This window comes from Solibacillus isronensis (assembly GCF_900168685.1).
Lineage (GTDB): Bacteria > Bacillota > Bacilli > Bacillales_A > Planococcaceae > Solibacillus > Solibacillus isronensis_A.
The window spans coordinates 130,043-155,639 of record NZ_FVZN01000012.1 but is presented as its reverse complement, the minus strand read 5'-3'; the positions used below and the strand labels follow the sequence as shown (position 1 = coordinate 155,639).

At 35.9% G+C, this 25,597-nt stretch carries 20 protein-coding genes and 2 pseudogenes; 10 read left to right on the top strand and 12 right to left on the bottom strand.

What is annotated here, in order from left to right; all coding sequences use genetic code 11:
* Positions 1 to 86 precede the first annotated feature (86 nt).
* The 9 genes from B5473_RS05715 to B5473_RS05675 form a co-directional block, all read right to left on the bottom strand.
* Positions 87 to 923: a hypothetical protein gene (locus B5473_RS05715; RefSeq protein WP_079524029.1), complete on the bottom strand. Its 837-nt coding sequence runs from the start codon at positions 921 to 923 to the stop codon at positions 87 to 89.
* On the bottom strand, positions 895 to 1,524 hold the full coding sequence (locus B5473_RS05710; protein ID WP_079524028.1) for an NYN domain-containing protein: 630 nt from the start codon (positions 1,522 to 1,524) through the stop codon (positions 895 to 897). Before B5473_RS05710 ends, B5473_RS05715 begins: the two co-directional genes overlap by 29 nt.
* A gap of 365 nt (positions 1,525 to 1,889) precedes the next feature.
* On the bottom strand, positions 1,890 to 2,204 hold the full coding sequence (locus tag B5473_RS05705; protein WP_079524027.1) for a hypothetical protein: 315 nt from the start codon (positions 2,202 to 2,204) through the stop codon (positions 1,890 to 1,892).
* Positions 2,205 to 2,227: 23 nt separating this feature from the next.
* Complete coding sequence (locus B5473_RS05700) at positions 2,228 to 3,388, bottom strand: hypothetical protein (RefSeq protein WP_079524026.1); 1,161 nt, start codon at positions 3,386 to 3,388, stop codon at positions 2,228 to 2,230.
* Positions 3,388 to 4,260: a S1 RNA-binding domain-containing protein gene (locus B5473_RS05695; protein WP_065217421.1), complete on the bottom strand. Its 873-nt coding sequence runs from the start codon at positions 4,258 to 4,260 to the stop codon at positions 3,388 to 3,390. Before B5473_RS05695 ends, B5473_RS05700 begins: the two co-directional genes overlap by 1 nt.
* Before the next feature lie 158 nt (positions 4,261 to 4,418).
* The gene (locus B5473_RS05690) at positions 4,419 to 8,003 is read right to left on the bottom strand and encodes a type IV secretory system conjugative DNA transfer family protein (RefSeq protein WP_065217420.1); all 3,585 of its coding nucleotides are present in this window, start codon (positions 8,001 to 8,003) and stop codon (positions 4,419 to 4,421) included.
* Positions 8,004 to 8,292: 289 nt separating this feature from the next.
* Positions 8,293 to 9,372: an RNA-guided endonuclease TnpB family protein gene (locus tag B5473_RS05685; protein ID WP_065217419.1), complete on the bottom strand. Its 1,080-nt coding sequence runs from the start codon at positions 9,370 to 9,372 to the stop codon at positions 8,293 to 8,295.
* A gap of 4 nt (positions 9,373 to 9,376) precedes the next feature.
* Positions 9,377 to 9,775 carry an IS200/IS605 family transposase gene (gene tnpA, locus B5473_RS05680; protein ID WP_065217418.1) on the bottom strand — a complete coding sequence of 133 codons (399 nt, stop codon included), beginning with the start codon at positions 9,773 to 9,775 and terminating at the stop codon, positions 9,377 to 9,379.
* A 161-nt stretch (positions 9,776 to 9,936) separates the two neighbouring features.
* Positions 9,937 to 11,364: a hypothetical protein gene (locus B5473_RS05675; RefSeq protein WP_065217417.1), complete on the bottom strand. Its 1,428-nt coding sequence runs from the start codon at positions 11,362 to 11,364 to the stop codon at positions 9,937 to 9,939.
* 959 nt (positions 11,365 to 12,323) lie between these two features.
* On the opposite strand from B5473_RS05675, the gene B5473_RS05670 reads away from it, so the two are divergent.
* The 3 genes and pseudogenes from B5473_RS05670 to B5473_RS05660 form a co-directional block, all read left to right on the top strand.
* On the top strand, positions 12,324 to 13,538 hold the full coding sequence (locus B5473_RS05670; protein WP_065217416.1) for a hypothetical protein: 1,215 nt from the start codon (positions 12,324 to 12,326) through the stop codon (positions 13,536 to 13,538).
* Positions 13,538 to 14,152: a hypothetical protein gene (locus tag B5473_RS05665; protein WP_065217415.1), complete on the top strand. Its 615-nt coding sequence runs from the start codon at positions 13,538 to 13,540 to the stop codon at positions 14,150 to 14,152. Before B5473_RS05670 ends, B5473_RS05665 begins: the two co-directional genes overlap by 1 nt.
* Before the next feature lie 143 nt (positions 14,153 to 14,295).
* Positions 14,296 to 15,183, top strand: a pseudogene (locus B5473_RS05660) (IS3 family transposase); the annotation flags it as partial.
* A 526-nt stretch (positions 15,184 to 15,709) separates the two neighbouring features.
* Here the strand turns inward: B5473_RS05660 and B5473_RS05655 are convergent.
* Positions 15,710 to 16,117, bottom strand: a complete 408-nt coding sequence (locus tag B5473_RS05655; RefSeq protein ID WP_139377690.1) for a hypothetical protein — start codon at positions 16,115 to 16,117, stop codon at positions 15,710 to 15,712.
* 112 nt (positions 16,118 to 16,229) lie between these two features.
* On the opposite strand from B5473_RS05655, the gene B5473_RS05650 reads away from it, so the two are divergent.
* A complete protein-coding gene (locus B5473_RS05650) occupies positions 16,230 to 16,751 on the top strand; it encodes a hypothetical protein (protein WP_065217413.1) in 522 nt (173 codons plus the stop codon).
* 454 nt (positions 16,752 to 17,205) lie between these two features.
* On the opposite strand, the gene B5473_RS05645 is transcribed toward B5473_RS05650, so the two are convergent.
* Positions 17,206 to 17,793, bottom strand: a complete 588-nt coding sequence (locus B5473_RS05645) for an N-acetylmuramoyl-L-alanine amidase family protein (protein WP_065217412.1) — start codon at positions 17,791 to 17,793, stop codon at positions 17,206 to 17,208.
* Here B5473_RS05645 and B5473_RS05640 point away from each other — a divergent pair.
* A pseudogene (locus B5473_RS05640) lies at positions 17,782 to 18,231 on the top strand (IS3 family transposase); the annotation flags it as partial. The gene B5473_RS05645 and the pseudogene B5473_RS05640 overlap by 12 nt on opposite strands.
* Before the next feature lie 159 nt (positions 18,232 to 18,390).
* On the opposite strand, the gene B5473_RS05635 reads toward B5473_RS05640, so the two are convergent.
* Complete coding sequence (locus B5473_RS05635; protein WP_065217411.1) at positions 18,391 to 19,122, bottom strand: hypothetical protein; 732 nt, start codon at positions 19,120 to 19,122, stop codon at positions 18,391 to 18,393.
* A gap of 1,263 nt (positions 19,123 to 20,385) precedes the next feature.
* On the opposite strand from B5473_RS05635, the gene B5473_RS05630 reads away from it, so the two are divergent.
* From B5473_RS05630 to B5473_RS05610, 5 genes are all read left to right on the top strand, one after another.
* A complete protein-coding gene (locus B5473_RS05630; RefSeq protein WP_065217410.1) occupies positions 20,386 to 21,180 on the top strand; it encodes a hypothetical protein in 795 nt (264 codons plus the stop codon).
* Between the two features lie 109 nt (positions 21,181 to 21,289).
* On the top strand, positions 21,290 to 22,312 hold the full coding sequence (locus B5473_RS05625) for a hypothetical protein (protein ID WP_065217409.1): 1,023 nt from the start codon (positions 21,290 to 21,292) through the stop codon (positions 22,310 to 22,312).
* 127 nt (positions 22,313 to 22,439) lie between these two features.
* Positions 22,440 to 23,783 (top strand): hypothetical protein, encoded by a 1,344-nt coding sequence (locus tag B5473_RS05620; RefSeq protein ID WP_065217408.1) that lies wholly within the window; start codon positions 22,440 to 22,442, stop codon positions 23,781 to 23,783.
* Positions 23,784 to 23,828: 45 nt separating this feature from the next.
* Positions 23,829 to 24,803, top strand: a complete 975-nt coding sequence (locus tag B5473_RS05615) for a hypothetical protein (protein WP_065217407.1) — start codon at positions 23,829 to 23,831, stop codon at positions 24,801 to 24,803.
* Between the two features lie 5 nt (positions 24,804 to 24,808).
* Positions 24,809 to 25,597 carry a hypothetical protein gene (locus tag B5473_RS05610; RefSeq protein ID WP_065217406.1) on the top strand — a complete coding sequence of 263 codons (789 nt, stop codon included), beginning with the start codon at positions 24,809 to 24,811 and terminating at the stop codon, positions 25,595 to 25,597.

Genomic DNA, 25,597 nt, shown 5'->3' with positions numbered 1-25,597 from the left:
ATTCCTTAAAAAATTATTTGTCGTTTGTCTCTAATCAATAAAAAAAGACGAGTTACGGGTATCGTAATCTCGTCATAAATAAATGGTTAAGCCGCTTCGTTTATTAGTTCAGTGGCATTGATACAGTTATTTGCTGAATCATACCAACCGACTACCTTAAATGATTTATGAAGGAAAATTGAAGATCCTTCCTCAATCATATTTGAAGGGAACCATAATAATACTTCGCGTCCATCAGGTGCTAACACCCGGCTAAATAACAATCCGTTTGCCCCATTCTCTAATAGTGTAGGTGGTTCCTGTGCAGTCAATTCAAACTTATATAAGGTTTGTTTTTGCTGAACAGGCGCGGCATTGTTAGTCGGCTGATTTGAAGTTTCTGTCGTATCAAAGTATAGGTCTAATTGTGAATCGCCTACGCCATTCCCAATAAGTCCATAACCTAAAAAACCAAGAGCTCTACCAATGGCAGACGTTTGAGCTTTAGCGAATGGATTCGATTGGTCCACACCTTTAGCCTCACGCCCGAGTTCAATTACCCCCGTAGCAGATCCATAAATCTCTGAATCCACTGTAACGGAACAAATTAAAGTGTCACCTAACGGGATGAACTGCGGTGCGTGTACATGGAATTGCTTATTAGCAGCTTCATGTTCATCACGTAGCATCTTCAAGCGGCCATCGACTGTAACATAGGGCTTGAACACCTCGACATACGTTGAGTTGTTGAAACTTGAAAGTCCTAAGTTGTCATAGCCATTCACGTTAAATTCCTTATAAGCAATCTTCTCTTTTTGAGGTAAGAGCACTAAGAAATTGTGATACTTTGAATCAATCGAAGCAAGAGCTTGCTTGATCTCCTGACTCATGATGTTTCGTTTGTTTTGGGCTTTATTAATAAGCCACTGCGGTAATTGTGTCATTGTAAACCACTCCTTGTCGGCTTTTTGCAAAGTCTCTGTCGTATTTAGAAATGATGTAAGGCTTGTTCTGATCGATGTAGCGAACAGCTTTTTGTGCTGCCAATGCTTCAACGATACTTTCCAGGCTAATTACTCGATCTACAACCGCGCTCAGTTCTTTGGCAGGTGTATGGTTGCTTACAATTAAATGTACGCGGGCACCATTGGCCTGTGCTTCAACTACGGCTGGAACAAGGTCACTATCTGCTGAACAAAGAACAATGTCTTTAGCTCCGCTAGATGCCTCCTTATACAGCTGTAAAGCGATAAGAACGTCAACGCCTTTCTCAATGTTTTTCCGTCTGAAATCAAGTACAGTAAAGCCTTCTAATAAGTTCACACCGCGCTCTGCAAGTGAATTAAAGAATCGTTTACGGTTGCTGTAGAAAACAGACTGATCATCGGACACATTCGCACAAGCGAAATAAGATTGGGTCGGTGTATTCAAGATAGAGGATACTAACTTGAAAAATACTCTCCAATCCATGCCCTTCACGTTAATTTTGTGTAATTGGTGCATGATGTTCATTTCATCAACAATTACGGGAACTTCTTTCGTCATAAAACTTCCTCCTAAAAAATACTTTTGCTAAATGCTCGAATAACGATAAATCGTCGATAAAAAGCCGAGAAATTAGCGGTCAAATACAAGTAATTCAATCTTTTCATTAAAAAAAGGCAATAAAAAAACGCCTATTTTAAAGATTGATAAGGTTTTTAGACATACGTGTGCCTAAACATCAATCGCTAAAATAAGCGTTTTTCGAGAAAAGATAGCTCAATCCAATAGTTGAGCAAACAGATAAAGAAAAAGAATAAAAATAATATAACTACATTTTAGCATAAGGTCGGGTTAAGTACAATTACAAAAAGCTTGCTACACATAGTAACAAGCTTCAGTAAGGTTATAAAGAATAAGTAAATTGATTACAGTGTTTCGCGCGGGAATAACACGATGTTTGAACCGCTCTCTTGCTGCTTATAAGTCAATTGAATGCGTTCCGGACAGTGTTCTAATAACTCGGCAATTAATGTTTTATCTTCAACAATGCTAAGTAAATGTTCATCGTCATTATCGAAGTCGGGTTGGTTTTCAAAAAGGAAGAAGTTTAAAGTATCTTCTAATACCCCGACGAGATAATCCTGCTCTTTATATTTCAAGTGAAAGTTCGTTTTCATATCTAATAACTGTTTAGTGTCGTTATCTTCTAAGACGATTTTTAAAAAGTTCTGCATTTGCAAGTTGTAAAGCCTCCTACATAAGATTAATATTCGAAATCGTCGTCCTCAACAACATTGGTTGAATATGGATTATTAAATGTTTCAAAATACTGAGACGCGGTCATGCCCTCCCAAGCTCTTGTTAAGAAAGGAATACGAGCTTGTACAACGCCGTCAACATCATTGTAAATATAGAAAATATCATCACTTTCACGTTGGATCAAACGCTCGTCTGTCGTATAGCGAACGACTGTAGAAGGTGCGTATTTTTCAATCAGCTTATTCACGTCTGGAATACGTGAAACATTGTCTACAATCATAATCATAATTTCAGGACGTAAATCATCACCTAACACATTCATGCCTTTTTCGATGAAGCGTAAGCGTTTAGAAAGTGTTTCGTACCAGTTGCTTTCAGGTCGCATAACCTCTAACCAAACAGTACGAATATCCCCTTCTCCGCGAATTGTCTTAATAACTGCGTGTGGTGATATATATTGCTTGCTGTCGATTGAGTAGCTTTCATTGGCAGACCATGAAACAACGCGATCGAGTTCATGCAGCTTACAATAAAACTGCGCTGAAATGACTTGGCGGAAGAATGGTGCCATTGAAGGTGCTGTGCCGGGAAGGTAATTAGTCGGAACTAATCTAAATTGGCTCGGTGTTGAACCATTTTTACCTAATAGTACATGAGCCGCGCGAGCCGCACTTGGAGATAACGCATAAAGGTAGGGTTTATGGTTTTCTAATGCAATGGGTGAATTCCAGTTAAACGGAACAAGAATACCGTTTTCAATCCATTTTTTCATATGATTTTTAATGCGTGCATTTGATTCAGTTACGCCAAATACGACGCGGTTAATTTGAATACGTGTTGCCACGCGGTTTTGAGATAAAAACGTCAGCAATTTGATTTCATAATCACTAAAGTTGTTGTCCATCATTTTCACGTTGTACCAATACGTACTATTACGGATCACGTTTTGGTCTGAACGTAAGAAATTCAATTGAGCGTAAGGGTCACTAAATAATGAGAACTGTTCCCCGTTCGGTGGTAAGAATTTTAATACGTCTTTCGGAATGTTGAGTGACACGTAAGGACTTGTTGCGCTATAAGTCGGTGCCAATGGTCCAGAAGGTTGTAACTGTTCAGTATGTTTCTGAACAGCTACATCTTCCATCGATAAGTTAAACTCAGACATTAAAATCCACGACGCTCTGAACGAGCGATTTGCCCCATATATGGTAGTGAAATACGGCCGCGCACATGCCCTTTCGCTACATCAACATCAACTACTTTAAATAACACTTCGCTACCGTTTTTAATATGACGAGCAACGTTGGCTGTTGGCAATTGAGCTAAAGCTGTTAATCCATAAGGTTTTAATGTTACGAAAATTACTTTACGGTCAAGATCAATGTTATTAATAGTGGCTCCGTAAGTCCCGCCAGGCTTGTAAGTCCCGATTGCTTGTATTGGGTCCATTTCTAACGCTTTTTTACTGATATGTACGTCACGTTTTTCTTTATCAACTTCCATAATACGAACGCGGATACTTGGTGTTTCATTTAAAGAAATTTCACTGTTTAGGTCATGGATATATGTGTGGCTGTAGTCGCTCTTGTGCATACGTAATTTAACGCCATGAACATTTAGGAATACAAACATAGAGTCAACGCCTGTTACTAATGCATCGTAGATTTGCCCTGTTTCTACACGTTTCCAGAACTGTTCTACCTTCATCGCATTGGCAGCTTTACGGTCTGCTACAAAGAATACGCCATCATAAAGGTTCGTATCTGTAGTAATAATGTCTTTAATCATTACGTCAAACTGCTTATTAGTGAAGCTGTCTAACGATTTATAATTATATTCATCAACCAAATCTAATGGGATATAGCCAAAAATATTTTCAAATACAACTTTTAAACAGAGTGTACTTTCTTTCCCTAGTGTTAATTCCTCATTACCGATACATTCTACACGTAGATAACGATTCAGGTTTTTAGCTTCGTAAAGACTCGACATAGCAAATGTACGAGTTTCGATAAATTGTTGTTCATTAACAAACATAGATAACCCTCCAAATTGGTTTATTAAACAAAAAAAGGAACACCAAACCATACCTTTACCAAAAGGCATGGTTCGGTGCTCCCGAACGATTGTTTAATTTAGTTTTTTTATTGATAGACTTAATATATATCAAATAAGTATAAAAAATCAAGAGTAATTTAAATTTCTAATTCGATAATACGTGGTTTATCTGGCGCTTTCGGTGGTTCATTAGCCGGTTTTTCTTCAATTGGTTCAGTAACTTTCAGTGATGGATCTTCTTTACTTGCTGCGACTTCCTTTTGAAGTTGGTCTAACATATCACTTGAATGCGTATCAATGACACTCGTTTGAAATGCCTGCTGTGTTGATTCCTCTAAAATAAATGGCTGTGGCTCAATCACAAATGATTCCTCGCTAGGTAGAATTTGTTCAAGCGCGGTTGCTTCAGCTGTATAAGGCAATGGCTCAATAGGTGTAACATCAATGAAATTAGGCATTTCTTCTTGAATTTCAGACTCATTTAATGTTGTTACCCCTTGCGAAACCGCGCTCAGAGGCATCGAAATGTCATTTAGTTGAGTAGTTGGTTGTTCAAGCGCACTCTCAGGCTCTTGTACAGGTGCTATATCTCCAACTGAAAGGTCTGTTTTTTCAAAAACAGGGAAATGTTCAACATTTTCAACTGGCACAGGCTCATTGTATATCGGTTCATCATTAACGATAACGTTATTAACGATAGATAAGTCTGTTTCTTCAAAGACAGGAACATCATTCGAGGGCATCCCCTCTTGAACAACTGGCTCACTTGGCTCATTAACCATGATTGATAAAGTCGTTTCTTCAAAGACAGGTGCTTCATCAGCTGGAACAAATTCATCCTTCGTTGTTTCAAAGCCGATAGATAAGTCTGTTTCCTCAAAAACAGGTACTTCATTTGTTGAAGTTGGCTCTTGTTCGTTCAGATCACCATGTACAGGGAAATCAATTTCATCATTTCCAACTGGATTTGTTTCAGTCGTTGTTTCTTCCTCTTCTTCTAATAATTCAAGCCAATCGTTTTGCTCGGTAGTCATTACTGCCTCGATTGCATGACCAGGAGAAACTTCTTGTACTGGCTCACTTCCCATTTCCTTTTGTGCTGCAGGTTGCTCATTCACAACAACCGCGTCATTTAATACGACGACATCAGCAGGTACAGCAAAGTCATTCAACGACATTTCCTCACTCGGTTCACTACCGCCGAAAACATCATCACTGTTCTTTTGTGCATCTTCCGCTTTAGGTGAATGAACAGGTTCAACATGTGCTACAAGCGGTTCTGCTACCTGTGGTGTATTAACTGGCACCATAATAGATTCTAATTCATGCGTAGATGGGTTCGTTGATTCGGCTTGATTTTCCGTTACGACTTCCGATTCACTCACAAACTCATTTAACGCTTGGTTAGCTTCTTCATTAGTGGCATCATCCATCATACTGCCATCTGATTTACCAATGTAGTTTTTGCTATTAGAAATAGCGCTCACAACATTAATTTCTCTTTCATTCGTTGACTTAATATCAGATTCAACCAGCTTCATAAAGCGTTGAACAAACGCGGATTCATGAACAAACTCACCAATAGCATGTTTTGGTTTCGCTATGCTGTTACGCTCGTCTACGATCTGAACAATCATTTGTTTAAATGGCAGCTCTCTAATGTCAGTAGGTGTAAAGCGCGGCATAAGCTTCTTCTGTGAGTTCATACGCATACCCCAATTTTGATTATCCGTAGTCATTGGTGCGCCTGATTCATTGACTGATTCTTCTACCCGCAATTCCTCACCAAATTCTTTAGAGAAGTATTCGTTATCGTCAACTGGACCGCGCCCGAATACCGTCTTATGTGAAGCGTTACCCATAACCGTTTTTCGGTAATCCGTCCCAACAGCATCTAACTGAGCGATCGACTGCATGGCGATAACCGCGCCCACTTTGTAAGAACGCCCTAAAGTTAAAAATCGTTGGAATGCATCATTAGCGTATAACGGGAATTCATCCACGTAAAAAATACAAGGGATACGTCGTATGTTTTCCTCTTTATTCTCTTTAGCACGACGGAATACGGCTGCTTGGAATTGACGTATAAAGAATTGGCCGAACATCATTGAGAGTTCGTCCAGCTCGCCAAGCGCGGTGTTTACTAACACGATTCCGCCCTCACTTAACACTTTATCCGCGTCAAATACTCTGTCGCCCTCTCCACTTGTAAATAAAGCACGTAAGCTATCCTCATTGACTAAATCATTCAGATACTTTTTAGCACCTGAAATATAGTTTTCCTTTTTGTTCTCAACCATTTGCTCCGGATGGTGTCTATGGTTCGGTGGATAAGGAACAGGCTTGATTTCATCTTTGTCACGAAACGTCTTGTAATCTAATACTTGGTTAATAAAGTAGTTGACGACTACCTCATATGAATCCAGCTCTTTTAATTGGATAGGCGTAGCATTTGTATTACGTCTGTTCTGCTCAATAAAAGCGGAAACATGCTCTACAACATTTGCAAGCTCGCGCGGATCGTCAATCAATTGCTGAATGATACGGATGTTTGTTTTGTTCCCGTATCGGATTTTAGCTAATAAGGTAATGTTTTTACAGACCTCATTTTGTTGGTCTTTAAAGAATTGGTCTTGGTCGCCGGTTAATGCGGAGATTGTACCTTGAAAAGTGTTCGCTACAATATTACGCTCCCCAATAAAAGGATTGTACTTATAGGACATTTCTTTAAATGGATCAATCACGATAATCTTTTCATCAGGTATGCCGAGCTTTTTACAGATTGTCAGTACATCGTCTACAGCATCCCCTTTTGGCTCTAAGAGAACCATCGACATATCTTTTGTACCGGTCGCAATCTTTATCAAGTCTTGGGCTATACGTAAAAGTAAAGTTGTTGAAGTTTTACCTGAACCTGTTGCCCCAATAATCGCCTCATGTAAAAAGCGTTCATTTTCTTTAATAACAATTGGCTTACCTGTATCAGACTCATAACCTACAATAACGTCAATGCTCTCTAACTTATATTCATGTGCATATCGTTTAAAGTAGGGCATTTGCCAATCCATGAAATGATCTTGCAATAAATCTTTATTAATCATGTAATCCCGCGCTTGTACGAACACACCCAATGCACTAATAATGATTGGGGCAAAGAATATGATTAGTAAAAATGAGTTTAAGTTATCTGTTAGCAAAATCCCTTTATGACTTTCCATTACGTTTAATGTTGTTAAGTAATCGAAATAATTCTCATAGACGAATTTTGAAAAGACCGCCCAACACATTACATGGAATGGTGCTAGGTTGAATAGCGCGGACCGCTTTCTCCCCTTTGGCGTTTTAGACCAATCCTTCTTAATGACTGGCCCTTCCTTTTGGGGAATGGTAATCGTTGTATAATGCCACGATACATAAGGCAGCACCCACAAGATGATAACCAACCACCAGGGAAGTAAGTTAATTGGCGAAGCTTTAACAAAGCCGAATAAGTTCATTAGCCATGAAATCAAACCAAACGGCAAGATAAGGAATAAACTTATATATGTAGTTGTAGTAGCGATTCTAAAGTTGGTTTTAAAACGAAATTTTTCTTCTGCTAATGTTTTCTTAATAGCCGATTCAAATATTGATTTTCGTTCTTCTACTTCATCGAGCAACATTGGATCAACTACTTCACTTGGCTTACGCGACCGCTTTAACTGTGGAAGTAATTGTTTCATACCCTTCTCCTTTCTTTATAAATTATCGTAAAAAACAAAAAAACACCGTACCTATCCCTATGGATAAGTGCGGTGCTTCCTCACTAGAACTAATGTTAAGTAAAAATCATGAAACTGTCAATGTATTCTTATAGCGTTGAGACTCCCACGGCTAAAGCCGCAAGCCTTACACCTTCGGTGTTGAGATGGGATTCTTGAGTGATTTAACGTTCTCAATCCATTTCTGTTTCGAACAACCCTCAAGGTTAGGGTATCTCATTACCCCTCCTAAGACAGTGCGTATAGCATCTTAGGCTGATTGACTATTACCATCAACCACAGGCGCATATCGAATATTCATTGCGCCGACTATATCTCGGTGTTTCTTAAAACCACAATTACATTTGTATGTACGGTCTTTCGCTTTGTTCCTTTCGGAACAACTAGGACAAGTTTGACTGGTATAAAAAGGGTTGACGAACTCCACTTGTATCCCTGATAGGTTTGCTTTGTATTCGATATATTGTGCTAAACGATAAAACGACCATATATGAAGATTCTTTTCGTTTTTACGGCTTGTTCTTGCCGTCTGTCTTATGTTTGCTAACTGCTCTAAGCGAATAACAGAAATTTTATGTTCGATTGCAAAATTAACAATCGAACGACTAATTTTATGGTCTTGGTCTTTCATATAACGTTGTTCTTTATCGTTTAAACTTTTAATAGCGGCTATTTTCTTGCGTTTGCCCAAGTTTTTTCTGGTAGAACGAAACTTACGTTTTTTAAATTTATTCATTCTTCCGTTACCGAAAAAACTGATTTTATCATCACTTGTTACAGCTACAGCAGGAACTTTAATCCCTAAATCAACGCCCATAATTTTTGTCCCATTTTTAAAAACAGGTTCACTTGTTAGGGCAATTTGAGCAATCCATTTTTTCTTCTTTTGCGTGATGCGAAGCGTCCCTAATTTATTTTCTGTTAACGCTTTTTGAATTCGATTATTTTCGTCTTTCATCAATGCCCTAATGGGCACTTTCTTAACTTTACCATCAATATAAAGAGGCATTGAAATACTAGTCGAATCAAATGAATAATTTTGGTTGTTCCAAACACAAACCAATTTCTTCAATAGTGGAACAATAGAAAACTTTTTCTTACTTACTTTGCTAAAAATGCTTTTCGCATCTTTAATCGCTTGGTTTTTCACAGCACTAGGCAAATCTACTTGTACATCTTTGCTCGTCTTCTTAGTTGTTTGTTTTACATTGACCATTTCATCTACAAGATTATTGATAGTTTGGATGTAGTTCTCGGACATCGCCTTTAGAATTAGAGCCTGTTCTTTTGATGGCATTAATTTAATTTGTAGTGTGAACGTTTGGCTCAATGTATTAACCTCTTTTCTTTTGCTGTTCTACATATCGTTTAATTGTTTCGCTAGAAACATTGCCCACCGTTGATACGAAATAAGAACGTGTCCACAAGCTCGGGAGGTGTTGCAGATGCGGAAACTCCTCTCTTAAAATTTTCGAAGACACCCCTTTAATCTTAGCCATTATATCTGCCGGACTAAGTGTTGGCAGCGTATTTAAAAACATGTATGCGTGGTCTCTATCACATTCAATTGCAATGATTTCGGTATTCAAGCTATCGCAGATTTCTTTAACGATTTCTTTAAATCTTTTTTCTACCTCATTATTCAAAAAAATTTTTCTTCTATAACGAGGACAAAATACAAAATGATAATTCAATAGAGAGACTGTCGTATTTGTATGTCTATAATTTTCCATGGCTCAATTGTATCAGTTAATAAACATAACAACAACGAAATGAACAAAAAAAGAAGAAATACATTTTAAATACTTGAGGCGTCAAGAACCGTAGGTTCAAAAACGACACTCCGTATTTGACTTCACTATCATCCCACAGCTAAAGCAGTGGGCTTTCTCGTTCAGAAGTTCTGTAATGAACTAATTGGCACCGGTTCTCCGCGCTTATATAAAACAGGCATTGCCGGATTTGAAATCTGCATCACGTAATACTCCTGATAGAAATGTTCACCGTCTCGCATAGGGAACGTATCTTGTATTTCACGTGGGAACACTGGGTAATGCTTTCGATAAACGACAATCGGTACAATATGCTTTTGACCTTGAAACGCATCGCGCAATTGCACAACCGTTTTATTAAAACGTTCAATGGCTTTCTTCCATGCTGTTATACATAATCCCTCAATGTTAAAGAACATATACATATAGTTCTGATTTTTTTCATAACGAGCCAACGTGTCCCCTGTTCTCTTATCATACGCTTTGAACATCGCATTATCTTTTGTTGTATAGGTAAAGGCTCCATTAAAGTCAGGGTGCTTTAACACGGTACTTAATACATTCGCAAAATCTTGTTTGTATTCAGTACGCATTGTAACAATTGTGTCCTGTAAAGTTTCATCGGTACATGTAATCACTTCAAACGAATCTGAATAACTCCGACAAGTCATTTGAAACGATTCAACGAAATTCAAATGACGCAGCTGTACTTGTAGATCACTTGGGTATTTATCTGAAGGTAAGATAACTAGCATCCCTTTGTAATATTTCAATTCATCTGTTTCAGCCATTTCATCAAGTCGGCGCTTTAATCGTCCAAACTTCTCCATTAGTCGATTCCCGTATTCTGTTTTCATATCGAACTCTAAATAAAAACGTTCGGGTGAGCTATACACTGATAGTTTCCCATTTCGCTCTACCGTATGTAAGGTTTTAAAATCTTTATATAATGATTGGTTTAATTGAACTTCCCCATCAGGCTTATACACATGTGATTTCTTCACTTTCGTATTTCGGGGAGCTGCATGGAGATTATCACGTACGGAACACACGTTCGATAACCTTACGCCCCCTATAGCCCAATTGTTATTTTGTTTCTCATTCGTATCTAGTTCCGCCAGTCGATTGAGTGACATGAGCGCGGTCATACATGAAACTTGGAAAAGCGAATGTTTGTTCTCTAACATTTTATTGTCCCGCTTACGCCAGTCAAAATACCCCAACTCAAAATCAAAACCCGAGCGTATGTTCTTATCCCTCACTGTGATGTGCATATGGCTGTACATGAACTCCTGACCATCCTGTGTTAGCTGCAAATAGAATGTGTCCTGAATGTTCGAATATTCCGATATGACATAGCCGTTATCTTTCAGCAACTTTACCGTCTTCTGAATGGATCTTTGCTTCACTGGAAAGTCCTTCGATTTAGGGTGAATGTCAGGGTGAAAATAAGCTACTAATTGCTTGATTGTAGCAGCACGTAATTTTAGTAGCACCTTCATTATTTCTATCTGTTTTGGTGAAGGTTTTTTTGCTGTAGATGGCGTCATTAAAATCCTCTTTTCTATGTCCTTAAATAAGCTTTAAAGTCCCTCTTAAATTGCCGAGAGAATCAATCTTGAAATGTTATACCTCGTGACTCCGATTTTAACACAATAAAGTTCGGAGTTACAAAGTTGGCGAACGGACTACAAGCGAGCCCTTGCTATCACTGAGTTTTTGAGTTTATACACTGACGTCTATTACTGACGACCAACGGTGACGGGTTACGTCAGTATTGGTCGTCAGTGCAAAACGTCAGTGTAAGCCCTCTTTCCGACACTGAAAAATGCTACAAAAATCACCTGATTATAGTTAGGGATCGGTAGCAGTTGCAGCCATTTCCGCTGGATAATTTCATGTATATTTAGTTTGTTTTTAAGCATGGTTTAAGGTGGCTTTTGAGGCTGAAATGGGAACGTATCTAAGCAAGTAATTGAGCTTGATTTTTTGATTATTCATTGTGGATTTCGAGTATGACTTTATAGTTTGAACTTAATAATATTGGACATGTGACTATAAGTGATCAGCTATGGTTATCCTAAAGAAACATACACCTATTAGATAGTCTTCTACTAAAAAACATACAAAATATATTAAGAAAAGTATTGAGTAAATATGGAGTTTATAAATATATTTTACACACATTATATTCATTTTATATTGAACTACTAAACACATACAAAACACTTTATGTATAGAATGTGTGTATAAAATTTGAAATTCCGTGTTGCAATTGTAGGTATATTCTACATACCTTTTAAAGATAAAGTATACATATTGTATTGAGTCGTTAAACACATTGTATTTAATATATACGCACAAAGTATTTATAATGTGTTGAGAGTATAAACATGATATGTACACACTCTATTGACATAGTGTTGAATTTAAGGTAAAATTTATATGTACTATTTTGATAGAGATAAGTACAAGAAACCAATTTTATATAATTAGGAGAGATAGAATTATGGCAAAGAAACGTAAAACTCGTCGCGGTGGCGTTGACGCTGGAAATGGTGAAGCTAAATTTTGGTTCGAAGGAGCTCAAGCGGGTATCGCTATTCCTACAGCGGAGATTGAAATTTTCCGCAACAATGATAAATTTGCAATGTTAGCGAACAACGATGTTACATATGAAAATATTCACGAAAGATTAGATGTTACATTTGTTTCTTCAAAAGCATTAGAAGAAACGAATCGTAGATATAAAATTGGTGGTCACACTTTATCTGAAAATGGTGTGAAGCCGGATGAAACAGAATTTGAATCTAAAAAATACGCTTCTGAAATTATTGCTCGTTCTGTATTAGCAGGTATTTTAGTAGATGCTCTGAAACAAAAACATCAAGAAGTAGGTTCTTGGGATTTCAAGAGTGTTAAAGCTTCATATGACATTGCTCTTGCACTACCATTAATGGAGATTAATCCAAATTCATTTTCATCACATGCATTACGCTTTATCGGTACGCATGAAATGATCTTCCATTTCCCTAACGGCCAAAAAATTGAAGTTACAATTGAAATTGAATTTGCAAGCACATTCCCCGAAGGTGCAATTGCAGTTTATCCGATTATGTACAACCTAGATGGAACGTATAAGCAATATACAATAGAAGTAAACGGACAAACGATTACTACAGATTTAAGCCAATATAAGATTTTATTAACTGATATTGGGGCTGGTACACTCGATTTAGCGGTAATGAACGGTGTAAATTACGACTACAATAATTCAAAGTCTTTAGATTTAGGCACAAAAGAAGATGTATTCAGTATTATTGAACAATGGAACGAACATGACCCATTAAATAAAATTGATTCTCTAACGCAATTTACTAAGATTTATAGCTCTAAAGATGATTTCAGAACAGAAGCATTAGTGAACTTTGCTAGTCCACGATTAAGTGCAAACTCGAAAAAAATTGGTACTGAAGTTAAAAATATTTTCAAAGATTTAGGCTCAAAATCCGTAAACGTCTTCTGTGGTGGCGGTTCAATCTTATATAGAAGTCACTTAACTAAGATCATGAACTCTGACTCTAAATACCAAGGACGTACAATCTTCTCTGAACACGATAAATTTACAAATTCGTTAGGTTTATTAATGATGATGCTTCATGAAGCCTTTGATCAAATGAAAGACCAATACATTAGTGAAGTTCAAGGTCAAGGACAAGCATAATGACAAAAGAGCAAGATAACGCAAAAGGCGCAGAGCAAGGAAAAAAACCTAACAAAAGACGCTCGAAAGTACTAGGTCATGGGGATAGATTTCAAACGTACATTGGTACAGCAGCTCATGAAGATTTGATTTCATTTATCAACAAACAATCGGATTTATCATCAACTGTACTTTACGGCTTTCTAGTGCTACAAGCGAAATATGGTGACAGAGATATAAGAGATTACCTACCTAGAACTTTCAACCCCGAAGTCTTCCAAGAGGACTTCATCAATAAGTTTTTAGGTGGTAATCACAATATTGCTAGCACCCTATTAAGTGAGGATGCACCAGTTATAGAAAAAAGTACGGCTAGTGAAAATATAGTAAAAAAAGAAAGTTACAATGAAAATGACGGTGAGACTGTCGAACTGGTAGCCAAAGAAAGTCCAGGAGATACAGCAACTCCAGAACCAACTGTACATGAAGGGAATAAAAACCATAACCTACAAAATACTGACAGTTCAGGCGTTGCATCATCTGACACAACCTCGTTGCAATCAAACAAAACTGGCGGAATGAGTATAGGTAATATGGCAGAAATGTCAAAGGCATTCACATTTAATAAGAAATAATAAAAAAGGTAGTTAGGTCAACGTATGAACTGAACCCCGAATAGTGGACACTTTAAAAAAAGTGGACCTATTCGGGGTTTTTCTATTTTCTTCACCGAAAATCCCGTTATACTGACCATACGATTTAAGGACGGGAGAACATCATGAGTAAAATTATTTTTAATGAACATCAACGCAGACAAATTGAAGCGAATCCAAACGTGGCATCTGTTTCAGATCGCTCTATTCAATATACAGCTGACTTTAAATTAAAGGCGGTTCGGGAAAACCTGGCGGGAAAAGGCCCTGCTCAAATCTTTAGAGAAGCTGGATTTGATTTAGATATTATTGACCTAAAAAAAGCCCAAAGTGCATTGAGCCGTTGGAAGTCTATCTATAAAACACTTGGTGAACAAGGGTTTTTGGAAGAGCGTCGCGGAAAAGGCAGCATAGGTCGCCCTCGTGCTGATAAACTAACAGCGGACAAAAAGTTAGAGAAAGCTGAAGCGCGTATTCGACTTTTAGAAGCGGAATTAACCCTTCTAAAAAGCTCGACGAAATGGAAAGGCAGGCTAAGAAGAATCGGTTCTAACACCAAGAGAAAAATATCAGGCAATTAACGAAACGATTCGACTGTATCAACTCAAAAACATGACACGCTATTTATGCCAAGTAGCGAATGTCAGTCCAAGCGGTTACTATAAATGGCTTCGAAATGCGGAAAAGGATGCACTTCGTGAAGAATCAGATTATCAAGATTACTTATTACTGAAATCGATAAATCGATATATGATAAAGAGAAAGGAAAGATTGGCTATCGTGGATTTTATATGGCATTAGTTGATGTATTAGACCAACCCATGAATCATAAAAAGATTCTTCGTTTAATGCGTTAATTTAATTTATATGCGAAAATTCGCCGTGCGAATCCCTATCGCCACTTAGAAAAAGCGACAGCGTCACACTGCCGTATACCGAATCATTTAAATCGCGAGTTCAACCAAGATGAGCCAGGAAAAGTATTCTTGACCGATATTACATACTTACAATATTGCCTTACTTCCCTTATTTGCTACATTCGACAACATAATTTCAAGATGGCTAAGAAAAAAATTAGAAGATTATAAAGCTGATAAGGTATATATCCCACAATTGTGGAGTAAATTAAATAATAAAAATTTAACAGTAAAAAAGAAATTATCAAAGAGTCTTGATGGTCTTCTGCAGTATCAATTCATTTCCGCTTTCATCAAGATTTTTGATAGTAATAGTAAATATTTAAATCGTAATTCTATTCTACATGGCAATTCTAACTACGATGGAATCGGAAAAAAAGAATGTTAAAAAATGTACGCATTATTACATGCCTCATTAGATTTAATTTATATCGAACCTTTAAAAGTTTGTTTCGGAAATAATAAAAAGAAATAAAACTTACTTCATATAAAAAAGCCCCCTACCAAAAAGGTAATGAGCTATTTAATAATTATTAGACCCTATTTTACGTTTTGGATAAACGCCAGAATTGGATAACTCTATTGATTAAATTGGTATTGTGTTGATATTTATTTTTTCCCGTTAAGAATTAATCACTTTTCCAGTACCTGTGCATCTTTTCTTGACTGAGTCATCTTCACATTCCACTTTAACACCATAATATCCAGCTTTTTCAACTTTTATATATTGTGTGTCGGTAAATGGTATTGGTTCACTTACAGCATTTCCAGAAGAATCTACTAATGTGGTAACTAGATTAAATTGACCACTAGAATAATTACTTACTTCTAAATAATCACCTGCTGTTGCGTATAGAGTTTCTGAATAAACTGTCCCTGATCCATAACTAGTAACATTTACTCCCTTGCATGGATTACCAGCTACATTAGAACAATCAATTTTTGAATATGCCGCTGATGCTGTTAATACGAAAGAAAATACAAGAATTAGGCTTAAAACAGTTGAAAGAGTAAACTTCGATTTTTTCATCATATATAACCTCTTTTCTTTTTGGTATAAAATACTAATTCTTCAAAAAACCCTTTTTTGCGTATATGTTTTTTTAAAATTGTAATAATAAGAAAAAAGGGATTGATTTAAAATGAATAAATTAACTTTTTCAATTTTTGCTGCCAGTGCTATTCTGTTCTTGTTTGTTAGTGTTAAAATGTATGCTGTAGAAGATACGCCTTCAAGCTTTGAAAAAAAATATGCTGAAGTGGGATATAAATCAATTGAAGAGTCCGTTAAAGAATTTCAAGAGTTTTGTAAATGTGAGGTAAGATTACCTAAAGCATTACCTCCAATTCCTTTTACTCATGAATTCGGTAAATTTTCAGAAGACAAAAATTATATAAATGATACCTTAGAAATTCGATATGTACATGAAAATAAAACTGAAAATATCTTTAAAATAGATATTAAATTAATTGATAATGAATTAGAATTTAAAGGAAAAGAATATTTACTCGAAGATGGCACGAAAGCAGTGTATTTTGAACGTGAATACTTTAATTTTATGTTTTTTGAGAAAAACAATTTACAATTTCTAATGGGAATTAGTAATAAGATTACCGACATTGATCCGGGAGAGGAATTGGTTCGGATAGCAAATTCTATATAATCTACAAATTCATATTAATCAAGCAAGCAGCTAAAAATGCTGCTCCTTTTATTTTGGGACGAGTTAATAGGAGCGAAAGGAACATTATGTATAAATGTATAAAGAAGCAATCAATTTAGGGTTCAGACATCCTAAAGTAGTAAATTACAGTCAATATTAAATGATTTACTTAATAAGTATTCTAATATTGCTGCTTATTTATGGGGGATTACAAATTGCATTGCATAAGTCAGTTATAAGCCCAATTTTTAATAGCCCATTGATTAAATTTTTCAATGGGCTATTATTTATTAGAATGTTCGATTAATTACTGCAGCTTGATAGCTAAGCAGTTGCGCATCATTGTATTGATTAATTATTGAATCAGTATAGAATGGTTGGATTAATTACAAACTCCTTTTTACCGTTGACCGTATACAGTTTGTTACGTGCTTTTTTTAATAAGTCTCTAATTTCATCGCGTCCTTTCGGTTAACATAACTTCATCATCTCCTGTCGGGTTAGTATTTTCAGTTGGTGACTTCGGGGTTATCGTAGTAACACCAAAAAAATTATTAATGCCTTCAAATGTCAGCTGAGCTTGCTTTTCAATTTCAAAAGCTATAATTTTTTCATCATCTAAGTTACTGATAAAACCGTATTCAATTAAAATCGCGGGCATGTTTGTTTCACGCACCACTGCGAAATTTGCGCGTTTCATACCTCGGTCTCGAAAACCGATTCCATTAATGATTGCTTCGTGCAAGGATTTTTGTAATTTCACTGTATTAGCACTTACAGGACCATTGAAAATAAATGTTTCAAAGCCTGTTGCAGTTTTGTTTACTGCGCTATTATCATGCAGAGATATAAATATATGTGCTCCCCAAGCATTTGCTAGTTGAGCCCTTTGTGTAAGAGATAAATACGTGTCCGTGCGTCTCGATAGCCTTACTTTATATCCTTTTGCGATTAATTTCTTTTCTAAAGCTAGAGCTACTTTTAAAACATTTTCTGCTTCCTTGGACTTCGTTCCAATCGCCCCCGGATCAGAGGTGGTCAAACGGCCTATTTATCTTGTGTAAAAGACGTCGCTACAAGAGAAATTGTCGCCTATGCGCTATCAACAACACTTAAAATATCGATTGTGTATGAGACACTCGAACAATTAACGATTGATTTAGATGGGAATCTTCATCCGGAAGCCATGATTCATTCCGATCAGGGTTTTCATTATACGCACCCAGAATTGCAACAGCTTGTGAAAAAAATGGGACTGAAACAGTCGATGTCACGCCGGGGAAACTGCCTAGATAATGCCCCTATGGAATCGTTCTTTGGGCATTTTAAAGATGAAGTCGATTATAAGGAAGCTGAAAACTTAGCTGAATTGCATACGTTAGTCGTAGAGTATATGGATCATTATAACCATACGAGAAAGCAATGGACGTTAAAAAAGATGACTCCGGCAAGTTACCGAAGTCATCTAATCGCAGCATAGGCACAACTACATCCCTTTTTATTAAACTGTCTACAAAATGGGGTTCAGTTCAGTAATTGATCTAACTACCTTTTTCTCTAATTAACAAACCAAACGAGAGTTTATTATCCCCTACTGATTATGTTGCTCTGTTACCAAAATCGCACCCTTATATTATATTTAATCGACATCGACAACGGGACTTAAGTGTTCTGGAAAGTCCCTCCAAAATTCAATAATAGCGTTGGAGTATTTATTAAAACTAACTTTCTCGATATCGAAAACAATCTCAGCATTGGTTGTTAGCTCAACGTCCATGACTCTCTTGTCACCTAAGAAACCTTTTAAGAACAAGTCTGGGTTCTTTTTATACAACCTAGTAGCAGCACGACCGTCACCATGCTTGTATGTATTAACAAGATCAGCTAATAGTTCAATCGTTTCCCATTGGGGAGTCTTTGTTAAATCATATTTTAGATATTCGTATGCTTTCTTTATTTCCCCCATATTAAAACCAAATTTTGAAAATTCATCTACTAACCTAATCGGACTTGTACTATGGTTTAGCTCCTTGTAGACAAAACCTCTTAATTGTTGTTCAAAGATTTGGTATGTTGTAGCTAACAACGACAAGTGAAAATTATATTCCATGATTTTTTCCGATCTATAAAATTCATAAGCTTCCATTTCGATATCTTCAAATATGTCACTAGGATCAACTACCTCATAATTGTAAGCAGTCGCATATTCTTCACGCAATTTTTCTTTGTATTCGTTTGCTGAGTCCTCAATATTATTGAAAAGGGTTTCCATTGTAGAAGCAAACTTTTCTTGTATTTTCTCGTGAATTAAAATGAATTGCCCTCTTTTATATTTAGTTAGCCACACATTTAATTGAACTTGTTCACTCATAAGTTCGCCTCCTTACATTTTGTTTAATTTTTATATTCTTATATGAGCATTTACCGAAATGCTCTAAGCTAATTTGGCCCATAATGAGGGTCACCCATCAATTGAATGTTTATAGTATCGTTGCTGCTTTACATTAATTATATAGATTGGTAAATAGATGTAATATCCATTTAATTTATATATTACCATGAAATTAAAAAAGTTCACTATATACTCGTTTTGAAATATTTCTTAATAAGTAGTTATTCGTCAAAATCCAGATTAAGATAAAAAAAGCTGCAGTCAATTCATATAGGTTTTACGAACTATTATAATGAATGCCTGACTTTCACTTTTAAATTTACTAATATTCCTGTTCTCGAATAAATAGTTTAAAGAAGTTCCTCTATTCATTTTCTAACCATTTACTTTATAAGCGACTTAACCATTCCAATGCTTAAACAATGGAATTTAGTTATTAAGTCACCATTATAACGGGTATGACGCAGAAAAGTTCTATTTGAACTAATGTAGCCCCTACTTTGTAAGAATAATTGTCTCCCCTCTTAGTCAAATTTTATATATTTATGAAAAAGTATTCAATTTGTGTGTCAAAAGAGTTGATAAAGTGTTTATATTATGTTGTATATATATTGATAATGTGTTGAGAGTGTACGTAGAATATGTTGAAACTGTGTAGTGTATATAGTGATAATTTAAACACTAAGCGTTATAAATAACATTTTCGAAACGATTATTAGTTATTGATCATTAGATTATGTAGTATCAAGATCAAATTAGGATAAATAAATACATACTATTATCGTTAGTTAGCTAACATTGGGTTATCGATAAATTATTTAAAGAATATCGAATTAATTTAATGATAATAAATTATCTAATATTATCGTTAATGAAAGTATAAAATTTTATCGTTATGTTATTCGAATAATATCGAAATAACGCAACGATAAGAAAGAGAGATGTATTATCGTTAAGTAGAGATTGAAATATTAACGATAAATTATTTGAATAATATCGAATTAATTTAATGATAACAAATTAGCTAATATTATCATTAAAGAAAGAGTTAAATATTATCGTTACGTTATTTGAATAATATCCAAATAACGTAACGATAATCCTTTTTGTGTTATTATTTTTTAATGATTTTAAGGTTTTTCTATTATTGATTATTAATGTTTAGTTGAAAAAGGGTGAGAAAAGTTGTTCTAACAATGTTATAATCATCCTAAGAAATATATATATTAGGAGGGGTCTGGTTTGAGTGCAAAAGATACGACAGAATTAGAAATAGTTGACTCAACTGTAGAAAATGAATCAGAACCAATAACTACAAATTCAATGGAAGTCTGGAAAGTTTCGGAGTTTACGGAGAAGGTGAACCAGCATTTCAAGGATATTCATAATGTAGACATAAAAGTTACATTAAATACATTGAATAATTATTTCCGTCAACTTGAAAGCCAAGAAATTCACTTCTTAAACAGAATCAATTCGATGAAAGTGTATAATATGCAGGATTTAAAAGTTGCAGAATTCATCATTATTAAGCGTACAAAAGCATTAAATAACGGAATTGTATGGCAAATTCCACAGATTATCGATAGCCTAGCAACTACCGATTTAGTACGTTCTAAAGAAAAAGCTAATGAGGATTTAAAGTCAGAACAGCAGGGTATTCCTATAGAAGCTTTAAACGAGTTTAAGGAGCAATTAGAACAATTATTTGCCTCTGAAATTGCTAAATTAAAAGAACAAAACAGACTATTAATTGACACACAAAAAGAAAAAGAAAAAACGCAGGTAAGAGATACCACGTTAGAAATACTGGCACTTCAAAAGAAATTAAGACTTACCGCAATTGACGAGTGGGAGAAGAAGGATGCTAAAGAGCGATTTGAAGGTTGGCTGTTCAAGCGTGAACGCGTGTCTGAACGGGATCGATTTATAGAGGGATATATTAGCGATAAACTAATAGAACACCTTAACGATAACCTTAACGATAGCATTAACGTTAATGAAACAAGCGATATTAATAATGAAGATAAGTCATAGTTGCTAATAATTTAATATTCAACTAAAATCAAAATGAATTGTTGACGAAGAACGCAACACTCCAAAAGGGGAGAGTTGCGTTCTTTTTTCTTATATAAGGAGGATTAATATGGAGAAAACTAAGATACACGAAAAGTATGTAGGGCAGCCATTCGCAATCGCATACTTGCCTGAGCAATATAAAATTGTGTGGGATTGGCGTAATGTTGTTCATGCACGTATAGGTTTTATGCACGATAATTTTGAGCATGGCTTTATTCGTCATGTAAAACATTATGCTCGTGCAAATGATACGAGAATCTTACATATGACAACTGAAGATATTAGCAATCGCTTTATGGAAAGAGATACTCTAGACATTCTAAAGCTAGAAGAAGCTCCAACTTATGAAGGAATGGGGCATTTAGAGCGTATGCGAATGGATATGGTTCAATTATTTTTTAAAGCCGTATGCTATGCAGAAGGTACGACAAGAACAGAATTAATTCCTCAAATGCAATATTACCGCGATCAAGAGGGGCCGATAATGGGTTATTTGCGAGGGATTATGAATATGACGGACCCCGTTAAGCAAAATATTCTGTACGGGCACATTGAACGTATTCGCATGGTTGAAATGGGTATAATTTGCAATGAAAATGACGGTGTATCAGACTTTGTTTACCTGGTGAAAGGGAATAACCTAGCTGAACTAGTTGAATCATTTATTATCGGTGTTTGGACTATTTTCGCAATTCATTTAAACCGACAATCCGATGAAGTAGGGATGCAGCGTATTTTAACATTAGTTCAATTGGGAGAAGATTTAGTAAAGAGAGAAACGGATAGTGTAGCAAAAGAAATCATTTTAGCTGGCGTCGAAATGTTAGCTGCTTTAACTAAACCGTTATTAGATAATATGCACTTGATACCTTATCACGCATTATTAATCCAATCATCATCATTATTCCCGAACATTTATAAGCCAATTTCGCATATGTTCTATGGGAAAATGCAAGTATCAGACTTCAATTTAGCTGAAGGACATACGAATGTTATTCCGTTCGGACCTAATGAAGTTATCCTGCGAAGTGGTGTTATTTATAACAATGAAGAATTTATCGGCAGATTAAAAATTTGTGTTGCTGATTAATTTTTAATATGTTAATATCTAAAAAGTAAAACATTTAATTAAATAACTAAAATTACAAATGCGAAGCACGCATTACCCTTATAGGGGTAATGTGTGCTTTTTTTTGTTTTTAGGGCAAGGAGGACGCATGAATCTTGTAATCGCAACCTCTAATACATCGTTTGCTCAGGTACTCGAACAGAAGTTTCGAGAACAGGGTGTGAAGGTGCTGGACATTGCTACGTGCATTGAAGATTTATTAGAAACCGTCGCTGAACATTCAGAGATAGACGGAATCTTAATAAGTACCGATTTGGCACGTAAAGGCAACGATCCACGTTTGGAAATGTTAAGTGATACCATTCTAGCGGTAAAAAGGCACAATGGTTTTGATAAAGTCCCATTTACAGTGTTATCAGATTATCCTGAAGGACATCCACTACTTGCGGAACTGTTCGAAATGGGGATATACAACTTCTTTTTAAGAAATGAAGGGAAGTTTACGGTAACAAAGCTGATTGATTCATTTAAATCGCCAATGTCATTTTCACTGGCATTAAGATTTAGAAATGCCAACCCTTCGTATCCATGGCGACGTGATCTATCTAAATACGATTCGATAAACATTAACATTCATGCGAAAGAGCAACAAGTTCAGAAGGATGGTGGGGGTGAAGATGCCGAGAGTAAAAAGCCAGGCATTAAAATACCAAACATTAAGATTCCTACTATTAATAGAGAACGTGCCGAGCATGAGGTTCATGACGAATGGGTATTCCAAGATAACACGCAGCGTAATACGAGCGACACAATACTAGGAACAGTAATTATTGCAGTTGCAAGTGTTGAAAGGAATTTAGGTTCGACAAATACAGCTTTAAACATAGCGAAATATCTGTCTGAACAAAATTACGATGTAGCGGTGGTTGAGGGAAATACTTCGTCGGACTTTGATAGAATCCATTGTCTAATTCACCTAGAAAACCTGCAAATTGAAGATATGGAGTTTGAATTTAAAGGCTTCGATCATTTCAAGTATCGAGAAAACTTCGATGTAGCTCAGGTTTATAAGCATTACCAATATGTTGTTTTGGATTTAGGTGTGTTAAGAGATTCACCATATGAAGACGAATTTTATCGTAGTCACATGCAGGTTGTCACTGTATCAGCAGACGAGTGGAAGTATCACTGGATTGAACAGTTCAAACTTGAATATGAATTAGACGACAGAACAAAATTTGCGGTAGCAAATGGTAATGAAAGCGCCGTTAAAGAGCTTTCGTCCCGCTTAAAAGAAGAAGTTTTTTTAATTGGTAACACGATTTCACCGTATCACGTAACTAAAGATAATGAGGATACATATTCAGACCTTTTAGGTGGCTTTAATGAAGAATATACCCCACGCGAGCGAAACAATAAACATTTGTTGATTGCAGTAGCAAGCTCAATTTTAACAGCGTTGGCATTTGTCATTTATATGACGTTCAAATAATAACAGAAGGTGGTGAAACCCACTAATTTGTTATTAGTGGGGATAATGAAAAAGAGTAGTATTCGTACAAAAAACTCGAAACTAATTTACGCAGGTTTAGCTGGTGCAACAATCATGTTAGGAATTTTGGCGATAGCCGGATATTTCTTATATGACAATATGCGCGATGCAGAAGCCAAGCGGATAGGCGAGTATAAAGCAAAAATGGAAGAATTACAGTCAGTAGCAGATCAGAACCAAGTAGCTTACGCCGTCAACGGTGACGTTGAAAAAGGTGAAGTTATTTCAGAAGCTATGCTAACTAAAGTGTACGTGTCGGAAGCAGCACATTCAGAAGACGTTGTATTATTACCGCACTTACAAAATGACAATGAGTATTACTTATATGCCAAAACAGATTTAAAGGCGAATACAGTCTTAACTAAATCAATGGTGTATGAAGACGAGGCAATTACTGACGATGCTCGTGAAGCGGAATACAGCTTTGTTGAATTACCAACGAATATTGAAAACAACAAATATGTAGATATTCGTATTCAATTCCCGTCAGGTGAAGATTACATTCTATTAAGTAAAAAACGCATTAAAGATATTTCAGGTATTACTTTACGCATTGACGTATTAGAAGATGAAATTTTATCTGTAAGCTCAGGTATCGTTGACGCGTACTTAGAAAACGCGAAAATCTATGCGATTCCATATTTAGACGAGCACATGCAAAATAAAGCGATTGAAACATATCCATTAAAAGATAATGTACTTGCTTTACTTAAAGAAGATCCAAACGTAGTGAATAAAGCTAAATATGTTTTAGAGCAACGTAACCGTACAGCTCTTGAAAATAGCTTAGATGCTTTATTGGACGAGGAAAAAGAAGCAGTTAAATCTGGTAACACCAACACTAGAACTAACAAAGAAGCAGCTGACGCTAAAAAAGCGGAAGAGCAACGTCTGAACGCAATTAACGCACAAGAGGCAGCACAAGTAGAAGAACAAGCTAACTTACTTGAAGGAGAGTAATTCGAATGAAGATTGTTCAATTTATGGGAAACCGTTCTAAAGCTGACTTCATTATTTACTTAGCTCATTCGATTAGTGCTATGAAGAAACGTGTACTAATTGTAGATGCAACTTCCTCCTATGAATATTACTACGGTATTATTCGGAAAGTTGAAGAAAATGAAGTTTTATACGATTTTAACGGTTTTGAGATTTTAGCGACTGGCAAGGCCATTACTAACATTGATTGGGAGCTAGAGAAAGCCAATGAATGCATGGAAAATTACGATTACATTCTAATCGACGTGAATAAAATCCAAAAATCAATTATGGCTTTACCAATTGAAAAGAGTTATTACGTGAGTGATAACATTCGTACAAATATTATGAAGGACATTGATTTATTACATGATTACGCTGATTTATCAGGTATCACAAATATCCATCAATTGTACTTTGAAAGCACGATCCACATTAGCGAGGACTACATTTCCTTACTAACAAATGGTCGCTTCAACTTTGTTCAAAACGTAGATACGTTTGAATTTGCAGAAAATCAGGACTATCTAAAAGAGTTCATTCAACATGAAGGTTCTGTGCCATTCGATAAGTTGAGCAAAAATTACAAGTTAAATGTAAAAAGTGTTGCAGCAGAAATTACAAATGATGCAATTGTTGATTACGATGTAGTGCTTAAAACAGGGCTGTTCCAACGTATTTTCAATAAACGTAAACCATCAAATGTAAACAATATCAGCAACTCAATTAAAGCTCTACCGCCTGTAATGGCCGGAGAACATATTAAGGAAGGGTGA